Below are 18,723 nucleotides of genomic sequence, written 5' to 3' on the forward strand. Positions count from 1 at the left end.
TCATTACCTCCCCGTGCCTCACCGGCACGCAGGAGATGATCCCCATGAAAATACTGGCTTTGATGGCAGCAGGCCTGCTCGGCGCGGCAGCGCTCACCCCCGTACCGGCAAGTGCCGCCGGGAGCGGACAGCGCGTGATTCACGAGCGTAGCGAGACGCGCCACGTCAGCCATAACCGCCGCGATCGCTGGCGCTGGAAGACGGTATGCCGGACCAAGTGGCGCAACCATCACCGCACCCGCGTTTGCAACAAGGTTCGCTATCGTCGCTAAACCGGGTTGATCGCGCCGCCCGGCTCCCCCATATGCGCCGCGGGAGTCGGGCGGACGTGGTCGTCGCCAACCCGGTCAGATCCGGAAGGAAGCAGCCGCAACGATTTCGCCGCGGGTCGTTCCGGCTCCCACCTGCTTCAAGTAAAACGGCGCCGATCTCTGGCTTCGCGGACCGCGACCGCCTAGATGGATCGCAATGGCCGACTCCTTCGATCTTGGTGAACCCACCCCGCCTGCAAAGGCCGAGGTGTACCGCGTCCTCGCCCGCAAATACCGCCCGCAGACCTTTGCCGAGCTGATCGGCCAGGATGCGATGGTGACCACGCTCGCCAACGCGATCAAGCGCGGGCGGCTGGCGCATGCCTTCCTCCTGACCGGCGTGCGCGGGGTCGGCAAGACCTCGACCGCGCGGCTCATTGCCAAGGCGCTCAACTGCATCGGCCCCGACGGCAATGGCGGGCCGACGATCGATCCTTGCGGGGTGTGCGAGCCGTGCCGCGCGATCGCGGAAGGGCGCCATATCGACGTGATCGAGATGGACGCCGCCAGCCATACCGGTGTGGACGATGTGCGCGAGATCATCGACGCTTCGCGCTATTCGGCGGTGTCGGCGCGGTTCAAGATCTACATCATCGACGAAGTCCACATGCTCTCCAAGAACGCGTTCAACGCGCTCCTCAAGACGCTCGAGGAGCCGCCGGCGCATGTGAAGTTCCTGTTCGCGACGACCGAGGTGAACAAGGTGCCGGTGACGGTGCTGTCGCGCTGCCAGCGCTTCGACCTGCGGCGCATTCCGGCCGAGAAACTGGCCGATCACTTCGCGCGCGTGTCCGCGGCGGAAGGCGTGGAGGCCGAACCCGAGGCGCTGGCGCTGATCGCACGGGCGGCGGAAGGATCTGCGCGCGACGGGCTGTCGATCCTCGACCAGGCGATTGCCCATGCCGGCATCGAGGGCGAGGGCGTGAAGGCCGCGGCAGTACGGGAGATGCTCGGCCTGTCCGATCGCGGCGCGATCCGCGATCTCTTTGCGCTGGTTCTGGCGGGCGAAGGGCAGGGCGCGCTCGCGGCGCTCAGGCGGCAATATGATTTCGGAGTCGATCCTCAGGGTGTGCTGCGCGCGCTGCTGGAGACGGTCCATGCGACCACGCTGGTCAAGCTCGGCACGGCGCCGGAGGCGGGCCAGGCAGTCGAGGAGCGCGAGGCGCTGGCGGAATGGGCCGGGAAGCTCTCCTTCGCATCGCTGCACCGGTTGTGGCAGCTGCTGCTCAAGGGCCATGACGAGGTCGCGCGCGCGGCATTGCCGATCGAGGCGTGCGAGATGGCGCTGCTGCGGCTGATCCACGCCTCGACCCTGCCCGATCCCGGCGAACTGGCGCGGATGATCGCTAGCGGGGCGCCGATGGGCGGGGCGGCGCAGGCCGCGCCCGCGGCACGGACGTCGGCCGCACCGGTCGAGGCATCGCTGCCAGGGACGATTCGCGAACTGGTCGCCTTTCTCGAGGACAAGGGCGAGCATGGTCTTGCCGTGAAGGTCACGCGCAGCGCCAGCGTCGTGCGGTTCGCCGCGCCCGAGCTGGTGCTGAGCTCGGCGCGGCCGCTGCCGGCCGACCTGATCCGCGAGCTGAATGTCGAGCTGAAGCAGCTGACCGGGCGGCCGTGGAAGGTGACGGCCGAGGATTCGCCGGGCGAGCCGACGATCCGCGAGGTAGAGGACAAGCGCCGCGAAGAGCTGCGCGCCGCCATCCTCGACACGCCGGTGGTGAAGGCAGCGTTCGAAGCCTTTCCCGACGCCGAATTTCCCGACAATGAACTCGATCGCCTGATGGCGGCGCAACGGAGCATATCATGAAGAGCCTCGAAGACATCATGGCCATGGCGCAGAACGTCCAGGCCGAGCTGACCAAGGCGCAGGCCGGACTCGATACGATCGAGGTCGAGGGTGCTGCCGGCGGCGGGCTGGTAAAGGTCAAGGCATCGGCCAAGGGCCGTATCATCGGCGTCGACATCGACGAATCGCTGCTCGCGGCGAGCGAGAAGCAGATGCTTGAAGACCTGATCGTGGCCGCATTCAACGACGCCAAGGCCAAGGCGGATGCGGCATCGAACGCCGAAATGTCCAAGATGACCAGTGGCCTGCCGCTGCCGCCGGGGTTCAAGCTGCCGTTCTGACGGAACATTCCGTCGCATCTTCTCGTTACGCGCTCAGCACAACAGAGGAGGATAGCATGGCTGACGACCGCGTGACCGAGACCCCGCATACCACCGTCATCGAGAAGAGCGGCGGAGGCGGGGCCGGTATCCTGATCGCCTGATCCTGCTGATCGCCGTGGTGATCGGTGGCTTCTATCTGATGAACCAGAGCAAGAACGACAACCTCAAGACCGACGCGATCACCAGCGCGGCGAAGGATGTCGGCGACAGCGCCAAGAAGGTCGGCGATTCGGCCGAGAAGGCTGCGGAATAACCTCGACTCGGACCGTTCGCGCTGAGCCCGTCGAAGCATCGTCCATTCTCTCGCCGGTAGAGACGAAGAGCAGCCCCTCCGACAGCCCAGGGCGAACGGCGTGATGCCCGGCTGCTTGCCTGTTACCGCAGGCAGGCATCCAGGCCGTCGTTGCGAACCACGCCGACACGGCGCGAGAGGGTGTTGCCGTGGCGGCGGGTGAAGCCCTTGGCGCCTATCACCGCGCGCTTCTTGGGTTGCGGCAGGACGGCTGCGATCCGGCCGGCTTCAGCCGCGGACATTTGCGATGCGTCGTGGTTGAAATAGCGGATCGCGCCGGCGTTGACGCCATAGGTGCCGATCCCCGTCTCGGCGACGTTGAGATATACCTCCATGATCCGCCTCTTGCCCCAGATCGCCTCGATCAGGACGGTGAAATAAGCCTCGAGCGCCTTGCGCGGAAAGCCGCCGCCCTGGATCAGGAAGACGTTCTTCGCGGTCTGCTGGCTGATCGTCGAGCCGCCACGGATGCGGCCGCCGCGCGCATTGCGCTGATAGGCCTTTTCGATCGCTTCGATATCGAAGCCGTGATGCTCGCAAAAGCGGGAATCCTCCCCAGCGATGACCGCGCGCGCCATGTCCGGATCGATGCGCGACAGCGGCATCCAGGATTTGGCAACGCCGTGCCCGCCCACCAGGTCCCCAACCATGGTCAGCGTGATCGGTGGCGGCACGAACCGATACAGCACCACCATCAGGATCGACAGGAGGATGAAGGCGCCGATCGCCTTGAACACCCAGCCGATCAGGCGGCGCGGAAATGAACGACGGCGTTGGCGCATGGCTGAAACGGGTTCCGGATCGTCGACAGGCCTGGTGTTATGCACCGGCCGGCCGTCTGGTTGAATCGACGCAGGCGGCGCGCCGGGAAACAGGGCGGCGGGGTTCACCCCGAAGGAAGATGGCGGCCCCCGATCGTCGCTCATGCCTCGCTTCTAGGCGAGAGAAGCGGGCGCGGTAAACCGGCTTGCGGCGCGAACTCCGCGATCACGGCTTCGGCGGCGGCGATGCCGGTTTCGAAGGCGCCGTGCGCGGTCGAGAAATCATGAGTCGAGCAGGCCTCGCCGGCGAAGAACAGGCGATCTTCGACTGGCGCCGCGAGGATCGCGCGTTGCGGGGCTGCACCGATCCGGGCGTGGGAATAGGAGCCGTGGATGTGCGGCTCGGCGCGCCAGCGGGTAGCGGCGACGGGGGTGAGGTGCGCGCGCCAGTCGTTGCCGAGCAGGGCGGTCAGCTCGTCGATGGCAAAGTCGGCAGCCGCGCCGTCGCCGGCATCCTCGAGCGCCTGGGCGCAGTCGCCGCCGAAGAAGCATTCGATCACCGGCCAACCGAACTGGCCGAGCCGGTAGCTGGCAGTGCAGGCGCTGTGGGGATTGCCGACCAGATGGCCATTCTTCGGCAGCGCAACGCCGTCGACGCGGAGGAACAGCTTGTCGGCGAGGCCGAGCGGGAGCGCGCTCGCGGCTTCATGCTTGTCCGGCAAGGGCGGATCGAAGACGATGCGCTCAGAAGCGAGCGTGGTCGTGGGCACGCAGACGATCACGCGCCGCGTCTCGATGGTGCCGCGGTTGGTCTCGATCCGGATGGTCGATGCGGTGTGATCGATGCGGGTGACGATGGTGTCGAGCCTGATCGGCACTTCAGCGGCATGGCGGGCGACCAGGGTGCCATAGCCCGCGGGGAGGGCCCAGTTATCGTCGGTCGCCGCATCCTCATAGGCGGCCCAGTCGTGGAGCGAGACCTGGGCCAGCGGCGCGCCATTGGCATAGCCGGAGACGGCGTCGATCAGCGGGCGCCAGGGATCGTTCAGGGCGATAAAGGCGGAGAGGGGCTGGTCCGGGCCATCGAGGGCGGCATGAGCCGCATCCTGCCAGCGCTGCCACGCCTGATGATAGGCGTCCTGCTCGTCAGGCGGGAAGCCAAGATCGCGCCATTGGCTGCGCCAGTTGGCGGCGGCGCGTTCGATGCCGAAGCCATAAGACTCCGCGAGGTCGGTCCAGGGATTGCGCCTGGCCGAGTGAAGCCAGCCGCAGCCGAGGTCGACGACCATTGCCTGGGGATCGGCGGCGGGGAGGGCAATGCTGTGCGCCCGACCGCCGATGCGGTTGCCAGCCTCGACCAGCAACACATCGAGCCCGGCGTCGTGGAGCCGCTTCGCGGCGGCGATGCCGGCCGCGCCGGCGCCGACGACGACTGCGTCAGCACCGGCCATAGCCTTACGCCGCGACCAGCATCCGCTTGTCGCCGGCGAGGCGCATCATCGCCTTTTGCAGCTTCTCGAAGGCGCGGACCTCGATCTGGCGGACGCGCTCGCGCGAGACACCATAGACCTGGCTCAGTTCCTCGAGCGTCTTGGGATCGTCGGTGAGACGACGCTCGGTAAGGATGTGCTTCTCGCGCTCGTTCAGGTCATCCATCGCCGAGACGAGCATGTCGTGCCGAACGTCGGCTTCCTGCGCATCGGCAACGACCGAATCCTGCAGGGGGGAATCATCCTGCAGCCAATCCTGCCACTGGCCTTCGCCGTCCTCGCGCATCGGCACGTTGAGCGAGGTATCCCCGCCCATCGCCATGCGGCGGTTCATGCTGGTGACCTCTTCCTCGGTCACGCCCAGATCCTTGGCGATCTTGGCGAGATGCTCGGGGCTGAGATCGCCGTCCTCGAATGCGTCGAGCTTCGACTTCATCCGGCGCAAGTTGAAGAACAGCTTCTTCTGCGCAGCGGTTGTGCCCATCTTCACCAGGCTCCACGAGCGCAGGATGAACTCCTGGATCGAGGCGCGAATCCACCACATCGCATAGGTTGCGAGCCGGAAGCCGCGATCGGCCTCGAACTTCTTCACACCCTGCATCAGGCCGATATTGCCCTCGGAGATGAGCTCCGACACGGGCAGGCCGTAGCCGCGATAGCCCATCGCGATCTTCGCGACGAGGCGGAGGTGGGACGTGACGAGCTGCGCCGCCGCGTCTGTGTCTCCATGCTCCTCGAAGCGCTTGGCGAGCATATATTCCTGCTCGGGCGCGAGAATCGGAAACTTCTTGATCTCGGACAGGTAGCGGTTGAGGCTTGCCTCTCCGCCAAGTGCGGGGATCGTCGCCGGGACGTTGCTGCCGCTTGCCATGATCAAATCTCCCTTACTGATGCGCGGTCCCTACTATGAGGCGACCAGCGCTTGAACCTATACAAAGAGTCTATCGAACAGTTCCTGCATGTCCGCAGGGATTTCGCTATCGAATGCCATAGGCGTGCTTTCGACAGGGTGAATGAACCCGAGCCGGGCGGCGTGCAATGCCTGGCGATGGAAATGCAGGGTTTCCAGAATTGGCCGATGGACCGGTTTTGTTCTACCATAAACCGGGTCTCCAATCAAGGGATTGCCGATCGAGGCCATGTGCACGCGCACCTGATGAGTCCTCCCGGTCTCGAGCCGGCACTCGACCAAAGCCGCTTCCTTGAGCCGCTGCAGCGTCTTGTAATGCGTTACCGCACGCTTGCCGTTCGCGACGATCGCGATCTTCTTGCGGTTCGACGGCGAGCGCGCCAGCGGCGCATCGATCGTGCCTTCGGACGGCAACGGACGGCCAGTGACGATCGCCTTGTAGCGGCGATCGATGCTGTGATCGTGAAACTGCCGCGCCAGGCCCTCATGCGCCCGGTCGGTCTTGGCCGCAATCATCAGCCCAGACGTATCCTTGTCGATGCGGTGGACGATGCCAGGCCGCGCTACCCCGCCGATGCCGGACAGATGCCCGGCGCAGTGGTGGAGCAGCGCGTTGACAAGCGTGCCATCGAGATTGCCCGCCGCCGGATGGACGACGAGCCCGGCCTGCTTGTCGATCACGATCAGGTGATCGTCCTCGAACACCACGTTGAGCGCGATATCCTGTGCTTCGTTGTGCGCCGGCGTGGGCGCCGGGACGGCGACGGTAAAGATGCTGCCGGCGACGGCCTTGCGCGACGGATCGCGCGCCGGAAGGCCAGCTTCGTCCGAGACCGCACCCGAGGAGATCAGCGCCTTGAGCCGCTCGCGCGACATCGTCGGCACTGCATCTGCGAGCGCACGATCGAACCGCCAGCCACCGGCTTCGTCCGAGATGCGCGCTTCGATGGTGGTAACCCCCCGGTTCATGCCGTAGCGATGTGGGAATGGCGCACGGAATTTCAAGCACTCTGCTGGCCCGACTGCTAAGCGACGCGCAAAATTCGCCCGATGCCGAGATTTGCGGGCTGCTGCTCGGATCGGAGGGGCTGATCGAGGCGGCCCAGCCGTGCCGGAACGTCGCGCCGGATCCGGCCCGGGCGTTCGAGATCGATCCGGCCCAGCTTTTCTCCGCGCATCGCCAGGCCCGGGACGGCGGGGCGCAGGTGATCGGCCATTATCATTCGCATCCGTCCGGCGAAGCGATTCCGTCAGCGCGCGATGCGGCGCAGGCGATGGGGGATGGGGCGCTGTGGCTGATCCTGACGGCCGATACGGCGCGACTGTGGCGATCGGCGCGGATCGGGGCGTTCGAGGCCGTCGCGCTGGCGTCGCAAGACGAATGAAGTAAAACGACTCGGGTCGTGCGAAAGCCGGCCAGTAAAGACTATATTTTGCGAGGCCACGTCGACCCATTTTTTGCGCTGGGGCGAGCGAGTGCGATAAGAATGGCGATCGAACAAACGGATTTCCGGCGCGGGTTGCGGAAAATCCAACAGTCATCGTGGCGACGAGCGGTGGATAGGTATTTTTCATATAGTTGCCGATTTATGAGAACGCATCGCAGCGACTGAGATCGTTCTTGCTCGAGGCGGTCGGAGCCGAGCGAATAGATGACGGATCATCGGGGGAGAATGCGCGCGGGCCAGCCGTTTTCGCAGTCCCGCGACTGCCCCGGCCTTTGGCGAGCAGGCATGGGCGACCGAAGAGGCGATCGCGTCAGTCCTTCGGGTCCCGCTTGATGCACCATTTGTCGGGCTGCCGGATGCGAAGCCAGCGCAGGGCCACCGCCGCCTCGCCAGGAACGCGGTAGGTATAGTCGGCGGCTTGCGGGTTGGGACTGTTGGGCCGGAACACGCGCTCGGCACGATAGAAATAGCCGGTCGCGCGCTTGAACATGCTCGGCGGGAGCAGCCCGGCGCGCTCGCCCTGGCCCATCGCGACGGCCAGGCCGAATTCGGGGTAGCGATCGAGCCAGCGATAGAGGGTGGCGTTGCTGACCGAAAAGAACCCGGCCAGATCCTGGATCTCGGCGCCGAGCCGACAATAGCTGCGGGCGCGCCGGGCGAATTCCGGCTTGTAGCGGGTGGGGCGTCCTCTTTTCATGGGACGAGGATGGACCAGCGGCGCGCGCGGTTGAATCGACGCAGCGCAGCAGACCTGAGGCTAGACGTCAGGCCAGGACGAGAAGGTCGCGGCCTGGCCGTGCCAGGCGCCAGAATCGTCGAAGAGCTGCCAGACCACGCCATTTTCGATGCGGAAGCGCCGGCCGGATTTCGCGACGCGCACGCCGCTGTAATCGGCGATGAAGCCGTTGCGGGCGACCGCCTCCATCAGCCGCTGCCGCTCCGCCCGATCAGGCGCCTCGGCCGAGAGGCGCGAGGGCAGGGTGATGATCTCGTCCCAGCCATATTCGAAACAGGCCTGCGCGGTGCGGTTGGCATAGACGAAGCGCGGATCGGCATCGGTGTTATGCGCGAGGACGGCGAAGGGGGCTTGGTCATAGAGCCATGCAGCGCTTTTCCCCGCCGGGACGAGCGGCTTGCCGGTGAGGCGGGTGTAGCTGGTGGTGAGGAGATCGAAGAAGGCGCTGTCCAGAGACAGATTCGGGGAAAGGCGCTCGGGCGATATGCTCATGCGCGCATCCTATCGCCGTTCCGGCCGGTTTGACCAATAGGCGACGTGACGCACCCGGAACGACCAGCCCGGTGGTCGCCGCATGGGCCTGAACGCGCGACGCGCCGAAAGCGCGCGACTTGCGCAGTGGCGTTCGCATCGCCAGAAGAGCGACTCATTTTTGCCCGGAGCGTTCCCCTTCCATGACCATCAGCCCGGTCGATTTCGCCAGCCTGTTATGTTCCCGCCTGTGCCACGACCTGCTCAGTCCGGTCGGTGCGCTCAACAATGGGCTCGAGCTGCTTGCCGACGAGCAGGACCCGGAGATGCGGCAGCGCTGCCTCGAATTGCTGGCCGAGAGCGCCAAGGCATCGGCCAACAAGCTGAAATTCTTCCGGCTGGCGTTCGGTGCCGCCGGCGGATTCGGCGAGGCGATCGATTCGCGCGAGGCGCGGGTGGCGATCGAGGGGCTGTTCGGCGACGGGCACCGGGTCAATCTCGGCTGGCTGGTCGAGGACGCGACCTTGCCCAAGGCAGCGATCAAGGTGCTGCTCAACCTCGCGCTGATCGGCGGCGATGCGCTGATCCGCGGCGGACAGCTGGATGTCGGGGCCGAAGTGCATGACGGCCAGGTCGAGATCGTGGTGCGCGCCGACGGGCCGCGCATCGTGCTCGATAACGAGCTGCGCACGACCTTGCAGGAAGGCCAGCAGGGCGACGCGCCGATCACCGCGCGGGGCGCCGCCGCCTATCTGGTTCACGAACTGGTCGCCGCCGGCGGCGGCACGGTGCAGGTTTCCGACCCGGACGATCCGGTGCTGCTGTTCGGCGCAGCGTTCAGCGCGGCCTAAAGCCGCGTCCTGGCGCGACCGGGGCGGGTTGAAAGATCGCATCAGTTAAACCCCCCTTTAACCAATGATTGCCATGGTCGCCCGGCATCCCCGGGGGCACATGGACGATCTTCTTCAAGAATTCATCGCTGAGACGCGCGAGACGCTGGAAGCGCTCTCGGGCGAGATCGTGTCGTGGGAGGCGTCGCCGGAGGACCGCGACCGCCTCGATGCGATCTTCCGCTTCGTGCATACGGTCAAGGGGAGCTGCGGCTTTCTCGACCTGCCGCGACTCGCCCGGCTCAGCCACGCCGCCGAGGACGTTCTCGCCGCCGTGCGCGAGGGCAAGCGCGTGCCCGATACCAAGCTGGTCAACGCGGTGCTGGCGATCGTTGACCGGATCGGCGAGATCGTCGAGGCGATCGACGCCGGTGCCACGCTCGACGATGCGGGCGAGGACGGGCTGATCTCGGCGCTGGAGGAGGGAGCGACGGTGGTTACTCCCGCGGTGGCGCCCGCCGCGCCGCGCAACCCGACCCGCAGCGTGCGCCTGAACGTCGATCTGCTCGACCGGATGATGAGCGGCATGTCCGACATGGTGCTGGCCCGCAACGAGCTGGCGCGCCGGCTGCGCGACGACGGCGCCGATCCGATCGTCGAGGCAGCACTCGAACGGCTGTCGCTGACCGTGGCCGAGATGCGCGACACCGTCACGCGGACGCGCATGCAGAAGATCGACGCGCTGTTCTCCGCCCTGCCGCGCATGGTGCGCGATACCGCGGCCGAGCTGGGCAAATCGGTGTCGCTGCATGTCGAGGGCAGCGATGTCGAACTCGATCGCGAGATGATCGAGATGATGCGCGATCCGCTCGTCCATATCGTACGCAACGCGATCGACCACGGCATGGAGTCGGTCGCCGAGCGGCGGGCGGCGGGCAAGCGCGAAAATGGCCGGCTGACCGTTTCGGCGCGGCAATCCGGCAACCAGATCATCATCGAGATCGCCGACGACGGGCGCGGCATCGATACGGACAAGCTGATCGCCCGGATCGCCGCCGGCGGCGAGCGCAGCGCGAAGGAACTGGAGGCGCTGAGCGAGAAGGCCAAGCTTGCCCTGGTGTTCGAGCCCGGCATTTCGACCAAGGATGCCGTGACCGCGATCTCGGGTCGGGGCGTCGGCATGGACGTCGTCCGCGCCAATGTGGAGCAGATCGGCGGCCGCATCGAGCTGGCCAATACACCGGGCAAGGGCCTTCGCCTTGCCATCCATGTGCCGCTGACCCTGTCGATCATCGCGACGATCGGCGTCGGCGTGGGTGACCAGCGCTTCGCCATCTCGCGCCAGGCGATCGAGGAGATCGTCCGCGCCGGGGGCGATGCGATCCGCGTCGACATGCTGGGCGGCACGCCCGCCGCGACGGTACGCGATCGCCGCATGCCGCTGATCGACCTGGGCGGCCTGCTCGGCCTCTCCGACGAAGCGGACCATGCCAAGATGCTGGTTATCGTCGGCGTGCCCGGCGGCAGCTATGCCCTGGCGGTCGATTCAGTGCTCGATCACGAGGAACTGGTGATCAAGCCGGCCGCGCCGGCGGTGATGGCAACGGGCGTCTATGCCGGCCAGACCCTGCCCGACAGCGGCCTGCCGATGCTGCTGCTCGACTGCACCGGGATAGCGGCCGCGGCAGGGCTTCAGTTCGGCAGCGAAATCCTGCTCGACGAGGCGCCCGAGGAAGTTCAGGCACCGAGCATATCCGCCCTGTTGTTCGACGATATGGACGGCGTGCGGCGGCTTGTGCCGCTGTCGATCATCGACCGGATCGAGCCGGTGCAGCGTGATGCGATCCGTTTTTCCGGCGGGCGGCTGCGGCTGTCGGTCGAGGGGCGGATCATCCCGCTGGCGATTCAGGGCGAATGGGATGAGCGGCCCTCCGTCTCCGTGCTGCGGTTGCGCGACGGGGATGCCGAGATCGGCTACGCCATCGGCGAGGCGCTCGACATCGTCACGTTGCCCGAGAATTTGGTGCTGGCGAAGGAAGTCGGGCCGGTCGCCGGGGTCGTCGCGCTCGACGGGGAGCAGATCGAATTGCTCGACCTGCACTGGCTGTTCGCCACGCACGGTGCGGCGATGAGCGCGGTCGAGCCGCCGGTCTGCCTGATCAACGGCGCCGAGTCGGCGTGGATGAACACCTTCCTGAAGCCGGTGCTCGAAGGGGCGGGCTACCGTGTCGCGACCCGGCTGCGGAGCGGTGAAAACCCCGCCGTGGTGCTGACGATGGACGCCGTCGCGCCGCTGGCGCCGACCAATGTGCCGGTGGTCCGGCTGCGCCGTGATCGCGCCGGCGGCAATGCGGGCGACACCAGCATCTATCGCTACGACCGGGACGGCCTGCTTGCCGCCCTGGCCCAGTCGGCGGGAGGCCGCTGATGTCCGAACTCTTCCTCATCGCCCAGATCGCCGGCCGCGCCGTGGCCATCGATTCCCGGCAGGTCGAATCGGTCGTCGATATCGGCTCGATCGTGCCGGTGCCCTGCGCCGACCGGCAGGTGATGGGCCTGGCCGCGTTGCGCAGCCGGGTGGTCACGGTGATCGACACCCATGCCGCGCTCGGCCTGGCGGCGGCCGAGATACACCCGACCCGCGCGGTCATCACGCTGGTCGAGGGGCATCATTATGCGATCCTGGTCGATTCCCTCGAGGACGTCGCGCCGTTCGATCTCGCCCCGCTGTCGGCCGGGATCGTGCTCGATCGCGGCTGGCGGGCGACCGGCTGCGGCATCGTGGAGCGTGCCGGGGAGCCGATCCTGGCGATCGACCTGCGTGCGCTGGTGCCGGGCCTGACCGCGATCGCGGCCTGAGCCCGAGTTAACCCGACGATCATGCTTTTCCGGCAGACCCGCCTTTCACAGGCCCGAAAACAAGGTGCGAAACGATGAAGACGTGTCTCGTTGTGGATGATTCCAAGGTAATCCGGAAAGTGGCGCGGCACATCCTGGAGACGCTGAATTTCGAGGTCACCGAAGCGGGCGATGGGCGCGAGGCGCTCGACTGCTGCCTGGCCTCGGCGCCCGACGTCGTCCTGCTCGACTGGAACATGCCGGTGATGAGCGGCATGGATTTCCTGCGCGCCCTGCGCAACAGCGAGATGCCGCATCGGCCCAAGGTGGTGTTCTGCACGACCGAGAACGGCATGGGCCATATCCGCGCCGCGATCGAGGCAGGCGCCGACGAATATGTGATGAAACCGTTCGATCGCGAAACCCTGGAGAGCAAGCTTCAGATCGTTGGCATGGCCTGAAAAGACCATCTGAAGTGCCACGCGCATCAACCATGCCTGCCCGCCGGCTCGTCGAGAGCCGGGTGAGGCCCCGCATCCTGATCGTCGACGATTCGGTGGTCGCCCGCGCCGTGATCGCCCGCGCGATCGAGATCGGCGGCAAGTTCACCGTCGCCGGCGCCGTGCCGCATGCCAAGGGGGCGCTCGCCTTCCTGCGAGGGCAGCGCGTCGACGGTATCCTGCTCGATATCCAGATGCCGGGGGTGGATGGGCTGACCGCACTGCCCGACCTGCTCGCGGCCGGGGACGGCGCCAGAGTGCTGGTGATCTCGTCCAGCGTCGGCGAGGGCGCCGCGGCGACGATCCAGGCGCTGTCGCTCGGCGCCGCCGACACGCTGGAGAAGCCGGAGATCGGCGATTTCGCCGGGCGTTTCTCCGAAATGCTCGACGAGAAACTGTCTCGCCTGTTCGAAAGCGCGCCGGAATCGGCCGCACCCATGCCACTCGCGACCGACCGGTCCGGCGGCGGGTTCGACATCGTGGCGATCGGCGCTTCGACCGGCGGCATCCATGCCCTGACCCTGTTGTTGCGCGAAATCCCGGCGAGCTTCCAGTTGCCGATCCTGATCACCCAGCATTTGCCGGATTCCTTCATGCCCTATTTCGCGGCGCAGGTCGCCGTTCTCGCCGGCCGCCCCTGCGACGTTGCGACCGATCGGATGCGGATTCGCCCGGGCCGGGCGATCGTCGCGCCGGGTTCCGCGCATATCCGCTGCGTCAGCACCAGCGACGGCGCGGGCGTGCGCCTGTCGACCGAGCCGTCGAAAAGCGGCTGCACGCCCTCGGTCGATCCGATGTTCGCCAGCCTCGCCGACGTGTTCGGCTCCCGCGCGCTCGGCATCGTGCTGAGCGGCATGGGGCGCGATGGCGCGGAAGGCGCCAAGCATATCATCGATCGCGGCGGCAGCGTCGTGGTGCAGGACCAGGCCAGTTCGGTCGTGTGGGGGATGCCCGGCGCGGTCGCGACCAGCGGCACGGCCTGCGCGATCATGCCGCCGACCGAGATCGGTTTGATGATCGCGAGCGGGAAACGGCCCGGATGCTGATCCCCGCCCCAGGCGCGCGCCCCGCCGGCGCGCTGAACGTGCTCGCCTCGCTGCTCGAATCGCGCACCGGACAGCAGATCGCGGCCAATCGCGAATGGCGCATCGAGACCGCGCTGAAACCGCTGATGCGCGACCGTGGGCACGAGACGCTCGACGAGTTGATCGGCGAAGTGCTGATCTCGCCGGCGGTCGCCGATATGGTGGTCGACGCGCTGCTCAATCAGGAAAGCTCGTTCTTCCGCGACGCGGCTGTGCTCGACATGATCGCCGACGCCGTCGACACGATGCGCGCCGAAGCGGGGAACCGGCGCATCCGCATCTGGTCGGCGGGATGCTCGGTCGGGCAGGAACCGTTGTCGCTGGCGATGCTGTTCGCCGAGCGCGATGCAGTGAGCCGGGCCGAACCGCCCGAGATCGTCGCAACCGACGTATCGGAAGCGGCGCTCGCCCGGGCGCGGGCCGGGCGCTATTCGCAGTTCGAGATCCAGCGCGGACTGCCGATCCGGCGCATGATGCAATGGTTCGATCCGGTCGGCGGGGATTGGGTCGCCAAGCACGAGCTCGTGCGCCAGATCTCGTTCCGCCGGATCAACCTGGTCGCCGATCCGCTGCCGCTCGGCCGCTTCGACATCGTGCTGTGCCGGAACGTCCTGCTCTATCTGTCCCCCACCTTGCGCACGCGCGTGTTCGACCGCCTGGCCGAAGTGGTGCGCCCCGGCGCGCTCCTCGTGCTCGGCGCGGGGGAGACGGTGATCGGCCAGACCGATGCGTTCCGCCCCAGCCCGCAATATCGCGGCCTGTACGAACCCACCGGCCTGATGCCGCGGGCGAGGGCCGTCGCCGGCTGATCGACGGTTTACAACCGCCGATCGAGGCCGCAAGCGGCGCCATGGCAACAGCGACATCAGGCGAAGGGCCGACCCGGGGCTTCGGCGCGAAGGACCTTGTCGTCGTGGCGGGGATGAACGTTCTGTGGGGCTTCAACCTGATTGCGGTGAAGATGGCGGTGAACGAGATCGCACCGCTAACGGCCGGCTTCATGCGGCAGGTGCTGGTCCTGCTCGTCTGCCTCGGCTCGCTCCGCATCGTGCCGGGGCGGATGCGCGCGTTGACCGCGCTCGGCATATTATCCGGCGGGGTCTTTTACGTTGCGACGAACCTGTCGCTGGCCGTGACCCACAATGTCGGCGCTCTGGCGATCGCCGGGCAGCTCGGTGTGCCCTTTTCGCTGTTGATGGCGATCGTGGTGTTTCGCGAACGAATCCACCTGCCACGGCTGGTCGGGATCGTGCTGTCAGTCGCCGGCGTCGGCTTGCTGGCGTTCGATCCGACGATGGTGACCGAGTTGCCCGGGCTCGCGCTTACCGCGGTGGCCAGCTTCATCTGGGCGATCTGCTCGCTGCTCCAGCGGCGGCTGATCGGCGTGCCGGTGCTCACCATTTACGCCTGGGTCGGCTTCTGGGGAGCGATCATCCTCGGCGCGATCGCGCTGGTCACCGAGCCCGGCGCGATGCACTCGATCCCGCAATTGCCGCTGGGGACGTTCGGCTGGATCGTGTTTTCGGCGGTGGGATCGACGGTGTTGGGGCAGGGGGCGATGTCTTGGCTGCTGCAGCGCCACCCCGTCAGCATCGTCACGCCGCTGACTCTCCCGGCGCCGGTGATCGCGGTGTTCGCGACTGGCTGGTATTTCGATACGCCGCCGACGATGCTTATGCTGGCCGGCGGTGCTATCGCGATGATCGGCGTGGCGATCGTTACGATCAGGACCGCGCGCGCAGGGAACACAGCATGACGATCATCGATACGCCTTCCCCCAATTTCGATGAGCGCAAGCTGGGGATCTCGATGATCGTCCTGCATTATACCGGCATGCCGGATGCGCAGTCGGCGATCGACCGGCTGCGCGATCCGGCCGCCAAGGTTTCCGCGCATTATCTGGTGGCGGAAGACGGCACGATCCTGCGCATGGTGGCCGAGGACAAGCGGGCCTGGCACGCCGGCAAATCGCGCTGGCGCGGCATCGAGGACATCAACAGCGCGAGCATCGGGATCGAGATCGTCAATCCCGGCCATGAATTCGGCTATCCGCCGTTTCCGGAGGAGCAGATCGACGCGCTGCTGCCGCTGGTCGCCGAGATCAAGGACCGCCACGGTATTACGCGCGGCAATGTCGTCGGCCATTCGGACATCGCGCCGGCGCGCAAGCAGGACCCGGGCGAACTGTTCCCGTGGAACCGGCTCGCCCGGCTGCGCCTTGCGCTGCCGCGGCCGACCCGGAATCTGATGGACCCGTTATGGACCGACGCGGGCTTTCTGATCGCGCTCGAGCGCTTCGGCTATGACGTGGCGGACAAGCTGGCGGCGGTCGTGGCGTTTCAGCGGCGCTATCGTCCCGAGTTGCTCGACGGCGAGATCGACGGCGAGTGCCGGTCGATCCTGCTCGCGCTGCTGTTGCCAAAGCCGGCCGGCGACGACTAAGGCGATCTCGCCAGAGGGTCGGGCGGCCGCGTCACGTGCGAACGTGCCGAGGAAAGTCCGGGCTCCGCGAAACGACGGTGCCGGGTAACGCCCGGCGGGGGCGACCCCAGGGAAAGTGCCACAGAGAGCAGACGGCGAAGGCTTCGGCCCCGCCACGGTGAAAGGGTGCGGTAAGAGCGCACCGCGCGACTGGTAACAGAAGCGGCACGGCAAACCCCACCGGGAGCAAGACCGAATAGGGGCGGCATGGGACTTCGGTTCCGGGGCATCGTTTCTGCCCGTCGCCCGGGTTGGTTGCTTGAGCCCGCATGCAAATGCGGGCCTAGAGGAATGGTCGCCTATCCCTGAAAGGGGTGGACAGAACCCGGCTTACAGACCCTCTGGCATTTTTTCCGACCCGTTATTTACGCTGCAATATTTTCGCCGCATACTCTTTGAAAGGTGGGGAAAATCATGCGGATATTCCGGGCGGCGGTTACAGGCGTGGCACTGATCGGCGCGACCGCGCCAGTTGTCGCACAGCGGGCGGCAACCAGCGTGCAGCAGGATTTCGACGCGGCCGTAGCTCTCGACGCGGGCAGTGACAAACAGGCGGCGCTCAACGCCTGGGAAGCCCTGGAACGCCGGACGAAGACGAACCGGCGCAGCCATGCAATCATGCTGGTGCGCAAGAGCGCGGCATTGCTGGCGCTCGATCGCAAGGACGAGGCAGTGACGGCCGCGCGCGCCGGCCTGGCCGACTTGCCGACCACCGACGCATCGCTGAACGAGGATCGTTATCAGGCCTATCTCAACCTGGGCCGCATCGCCCAGGGTGCCGTCGACTATGCGAGCGCGATGGCTGCGTATAGCGAAGCAGCGGCGGCGAGCGACTATGCTCCAAGCCGCTTTTCCGCGCTGCTTGGCGTGATCCAGACGGCAACGTTCGTCGATCCGGCGGTCGCGGCCGACGCGCTGACAAAGGCCAAGGCGATCATGGCGACGGCCAAGGTCGATCGCGTCGTCTCGGCGGAGCTTGCGCGGCGCGAAGGATTGCTGCTCCTCAACAAGGGCGATTTCGCTGGTGCGCGCGCCAAATCGGCTGAGGCCGTAAAACTCCTGGGCGGGCTGACCACGGGTGTCGACCTGCGCGACGTCTCGGCGCGTTCGGACACCGCGATTGCGGCGCTGCTGGCGGGCGACGCGGAGTCCGCGAGAAAATACATGGCCTATACCGGCGCCGGCCGCCTGCCGAGCGGGACGTTCGATCCGGCGGTGCAGATGAAGGCGCCGGCATGCGGCGGCGAAGGCGGCCTCAAGCCCGACGACATGGCGGTGGTTGAATTCAGCATCGGCGATGACGGCACGGTGATGTCGAGCGCGCCGATCTATGCGGCGGGTGGCGGACAGGTGGCGCTCGAATTCGCCCGCGCCGCGCTCGGCTGGTCATGGACCCCCGAGCAGGTCAAGACGCTGCCGCGCTTCTTCCGATATAATATCCGCCTGGAGATGCGGTGCTCGACCGAGTTCGAACGGCCCTCGGTCGGCGATTTCCTTTCGGCCAGCCTGGAAAACTGGATGACGGAAAAGCATCTTGCGGTTCCCCCGGCAGACAGTGCGTCCGATGCGGTGGCCCTGCCGCGGCAGCGTGCGGCCGTCGCGGCCGCGGTAGCCAAGGGCAGGGATTCGCTTGAACTGTTGCCGCCGCTGTACCGGTTGCTGACAAATGTCATCCTGCCGCGCGAGGAGGCCAATGTCCTGGCGCACCGCGCGCTCGCCATAGCGGACGCCAACGCCGTGCCGGCGCTGCCGCGACTGGCGCTTGACCTGATCGAGCGCGGCGCGGCCCGCGCCTCTGGCAAGCGCGGCGGGGAGTTCGCGCGCGACACGATGGCGTTGCTGTCCCAGCCGCTCTACGCCAACGATCCGCAAGCGCGATCGGCCGTGCGGCTGTTGATCGCGGACGCCGACGAGCGTTCCAAGGGATCGCGGACTCGCGAGTTGCTGCGCCAGGTGGCAGATGATTCAGCGCTGGCGGCGAATGATCCGCTGCGCGTCGGGGCGCTGGTCCGTATCGCGTCGATCGAAAAGCAATCGGGGAACGTCGAAGCCGCACGGGTTGCGTTCGAGCGATCGGGGCTGGCCGCCAACCAATGCGGCATCGTCGATTCACCGCCGCAGTTTCTCAGTGCGGGCGGCACTTTCCCGCAGGAAGCCATGCAATGGGGCTTCGAAGGCTGGACTCTGACCCAGTTCGACGTTTCGGCGGAGGGGCGCGTGATCAACGAACGCGCGATCCTGAGCTACCCGCCGTTTGTCTTCACCAAGGCCGGCATGCGCACCATGGCAGGTGCACGCTATGCGAAATCCTATCGGCCCGATGGTTCGCTCGGTTGCGGTGCCAGCAGCCAGCGAGTGAGATTCCAGATGGGGTTTTAGGGGCCGCTGCCGGGAATCC

At 66.7% G+C, this 18,723-nt stretch carries 20 protein-coding genes and 2 other RNA genes; 16 read left to right on the forward strand and 6 right to left on the reverse strand.

What is annotated here, in order from left to right; genetic code table 11:
- Positions 1–44 precede the first annotated feature (44 nt).
- From U1769_RS10935 to U1769_RS10955, 5 genes are all read left to right on the forward strand, one after another.
- Positions 45–272, forward strand: a complete 228-nt coding sequence (locus tag U1769_RS10935; RefSeq protein WP_332715599.1) for a hypothetical protein — start codon at positions 45–47, stop codon at positions 270–272.
- Positions 273–310: 38 nt separating this feature from the next.
- Positions 311–408, forward strand: an RNA gene (gene ffs, locus U1769_RS10940) — signal recognition particle sRNA small type.
- Between the two features lie 60 nt (positions 409–468).
- Positions 469–2,121, forward strand: coding sequence for a DNA polymerase III subunit gamma/tau (locus U1769_RS10945; protein ID WP_332715601.1), 1,653 nt, complete (start codon positions 469–471; stop codon positions 2,119–2,121).
- A complete protein-coding gene (locus U1769_RS10950; protein ID WP_332715603.1) occupies positions 2,118–2,441 on the forward strand; it encodes a YbaB/EbfC family nucleoid-associated protein in 324 nt (107 codons plus the stop codon). The genes U1769_RS10945 and U1769_RS10950 overlap by 4 nt, the downstream gene beginning before the upstream one ends.
- Before the next feature lie 160 nt (positions 2,442–2,601).
- Entirely contained in the window at positions 2,602–2,736 is a 135-nt protein-coding gene (locus U1769_RS10955; RefSeq protein ID WP_332715605.1) for a hypothetical protein, read from the forward strand.
- Positions 2,737–2,858: 122 nt separating this feature from the next.
- Here U1769_RS10955 and mtgA read toward each other — a convergent pair whose 3' ends face one another.
- The 4 genes from mtgA to U1769_RS10975 all read right to left on the reverse strand — a co-directional run bounded on the left by mtgA (position 2,859) and on the right by U1769_RS10975 (position 6,905).
- Positions 2,859–3,557: a monofunctional biosynthetic peptidoglycan transglycosylase gene (mtgA, locus tag U1769_RS10960; RefSeq protein ID WP_332715793.1), complete on the reverse strand. Its 699-nt coding sequence runs from the start codon at positions 3,555–3,557 to the stop codon at positions 2,859–2,861.
- A gap of 140 nt (positions 3,558–3,697) precedes the next feature.
- Entirely contained in the window at positions 3,698–4,987 is a 1,290-nt protein-coding gene (locus U1769_RS10965) for a flavin monoamine oxidase family protein (RefSeq protein WP_332715608.1), read from the reverse strand.
- Between the two features lie 4 nt (positions 4,988–4,991).
- Positions 4,992–5,897, reverse strand: a complete 906-nt coding sequence (rpoH, locus tag U1769_RS10970; protein ID WP_332715610.1) for an RNA polymerase sigma factor RpoH — start codon at positions 5,895–5,897, stop codon at positions 4,992–4,994.
- A gap of 57 nt (positions 5,898–5,954) precedes the next feature.
- Positions 5,955–6,905: an RluA family pseudouridine synthase gene (locus U1769_RS10975; RefSeq protein WP_332715612.1), complete on the reverse strand. Its 951-nt coding sequence runs from the start codon at positions 6,903–6,905 to the stop codon at positions 5,955–5,957.
- Positions 6,906–6,922: 17 nt separating this feature from the next.
- Here U1769_RS10975 and U1769_RS10980 point away from each other — a divergent pair, with 17 nt between their 5' ends.
- Positions 6,923–7,321, forward strand: a complete 399-nt coding sequence (locus U1769_RS10980; RefSeq protein WP_332715614.1) for a M67 family metallopeptidase — start codon at positions 6,923–6,925, stop codon at positions 7,319–7,321.
- A gap of 373 nt (positions 7,322–7,694) precedes the next feature.
- On the opposite strand, the gene U1769_RS10985 is transcribed toward U1769_RS10980, so the two are convergent.
- Both U1769_RS10985 and U1769_RS10990 read right to left on the reverse strand, forming a co-directional pair.
- The gene (locus U1769_RS10985; RefSeq protein ID WP_332715616.1) at positions 7,695–8,081 is read right to left on the reverse strand and encodes a hypothetical protein; all 387 of its coding nucleotides are present in this window, start codon (positions 8,079–8,081) and stop codon (positions 7,695–7,697) included.
- Between the two features lie 60 nt (positions 8,082–8,141).
- Positions 8,142–8,612: an MEKHLA domain-containing protein gene (locus U1769_RS10990; protein WP_332715618.1), complete on the reverse strand. Its 471-nt coding sequence runs from the start codon at positions 8,610–8,612 to the stop codon at positions 8,142–8,144.
- A 182-nt stretch (positions 8,613–8,794) separates the two neighbouring features.
- On the opposite strand from U1769_RS10990, the gene U1769_RS10995 reads away from it, so the two are divergent.
- From U1769_RS10995 to U1769_RS11040, 10 genes are all read left to right on the forward strand, one after another.
- Positions 8,795–9,442, forward strand: coding sequence for a histidine phosphotransferase family protein (locus U1769_RS10995; protein WP_332715620.1), 648 nt, complete (start codon positions 8,795–8,797; stop codon positions 9,440–9,442).
- Positions 9,443–9,542: 100 nt separating this feature from the next.
- Complete coding sequence (locus U1769_RS11000; RefSeq protein WP_332715622.1) at positions 9,543–11,849, forward strand: chemotaxis protein CheA; 2,307 nt, start codon at positions 9,543–9,545, stop codon at positions 11,847–11,849.
- The gene (locus U1769_RS11005; protein ID WP_332715626.1) at positions 11,849–12,280 is read left to right on the forward strand and encodes a chemotaxis protein CheW; all 432 of its coding nucleotides are present in this window, start codon (positions 11,849–11,851) and stop codon (positions 12,278–12,280) included. Before U1769_RS11000 ends, U1769_RS11005 begins: the two co-directional genes overlap by 1 nt.
- A gap of 74 nt (positions 12,281–12,354) precedes the next feature.
- The gene (locus tag U1769_RS11010; RefSeq protein ID WP_332715628.1) at positions 12,355–12,720 is read left to right on the forward strand and encodes a response regulator; all 366 of its coding nucleotides are present in this window, start codon (positions 12,355–12,357) and stop codon (positions 12,718–12,720) included.
- A 32-nt stretch (positions 12,721–12,752) separates the two neighbouring features.
- On the forward strand, positions 12,753–13,805 hold the full coding sequence (locus U1769_RS11015; RefSeq protein WP_332715795.1) for a chemotaxis protein CheB: 1,053 nt from the start codon (positions 12,753–12,755) through the stop codon (positions 13,803–13,805).
- Positions 13,799–14,653 (forward strand): CheR family methyltransferase, encoded by an 855-nt coding sequence (locus U1769_RS11020; RefSeq protein WP_332715630.1) that lies wholly within the window; start codon positions 13,799–13,801, stop codon positions 14,651–14,653. Before U1769_RS11015 ends, U1769_RS11020 begins: the two co-directional genes overlap by 7 nt.
- A 41-nt stretch (positions 14,654–14,694) precedes the next feature.
- Positions 14,695–15,600, forward strand: a complete 906-nt coding sequence (locus U1769_RS11025) for a DMT family transporter (RefSeq protein ID WP_332715632.1) — start codon at positions 14,695–14,697, stop codon at positions 15,598–15,600.
- Positions 15,597–16,286: an N-acetylmuramoyl-L-alanine amidase gene (locus U1769_RS11030; RefSeq protein ID WP_332715634.1), complete on the forward strand. Its 690-nt coding sequence runs from the start codon at positions 15,597–15,599 to the stop codon at positions 16,284–16,286. Before U1769_RS11025 ends, U1769_RS11030 begins: the two co-directional genes overlap by 4 nt.
- Positions 16,287–16,296: 10 nt before the next feature.
- Positions 16,297–16,674, forward strand: an RNA gene (rnpB, locus tag U1769_RS11035) — RNase P RNA component class A.
- Positions 16,675–16,739: 65 nt separating this feature from the next.
- The gene (locus U1769_RS11040; protein WP_332715636.1) at positions 16,740–18,704 is read left to right on the forward strand and encodes an energy transducer TonB; all 1,965 of its coding nucleotides are present in this window, start codon (positions 16,740–16,742) and stop codon (positions 18,702–18,704) included.
- Positions 18,705–18,723 lie beyond the last annotated feature (19 nt).

Source organism: Parasphingomonas zepuensis, from assembly GCF_036663735.1.
In the GTDB taxonomy this organism is placed as follows: Bacteria; Pseudomonadota; Alphaproteobacteria; order Sphingomonadales; family Sphingomonadaceae; genus Sphingomonas.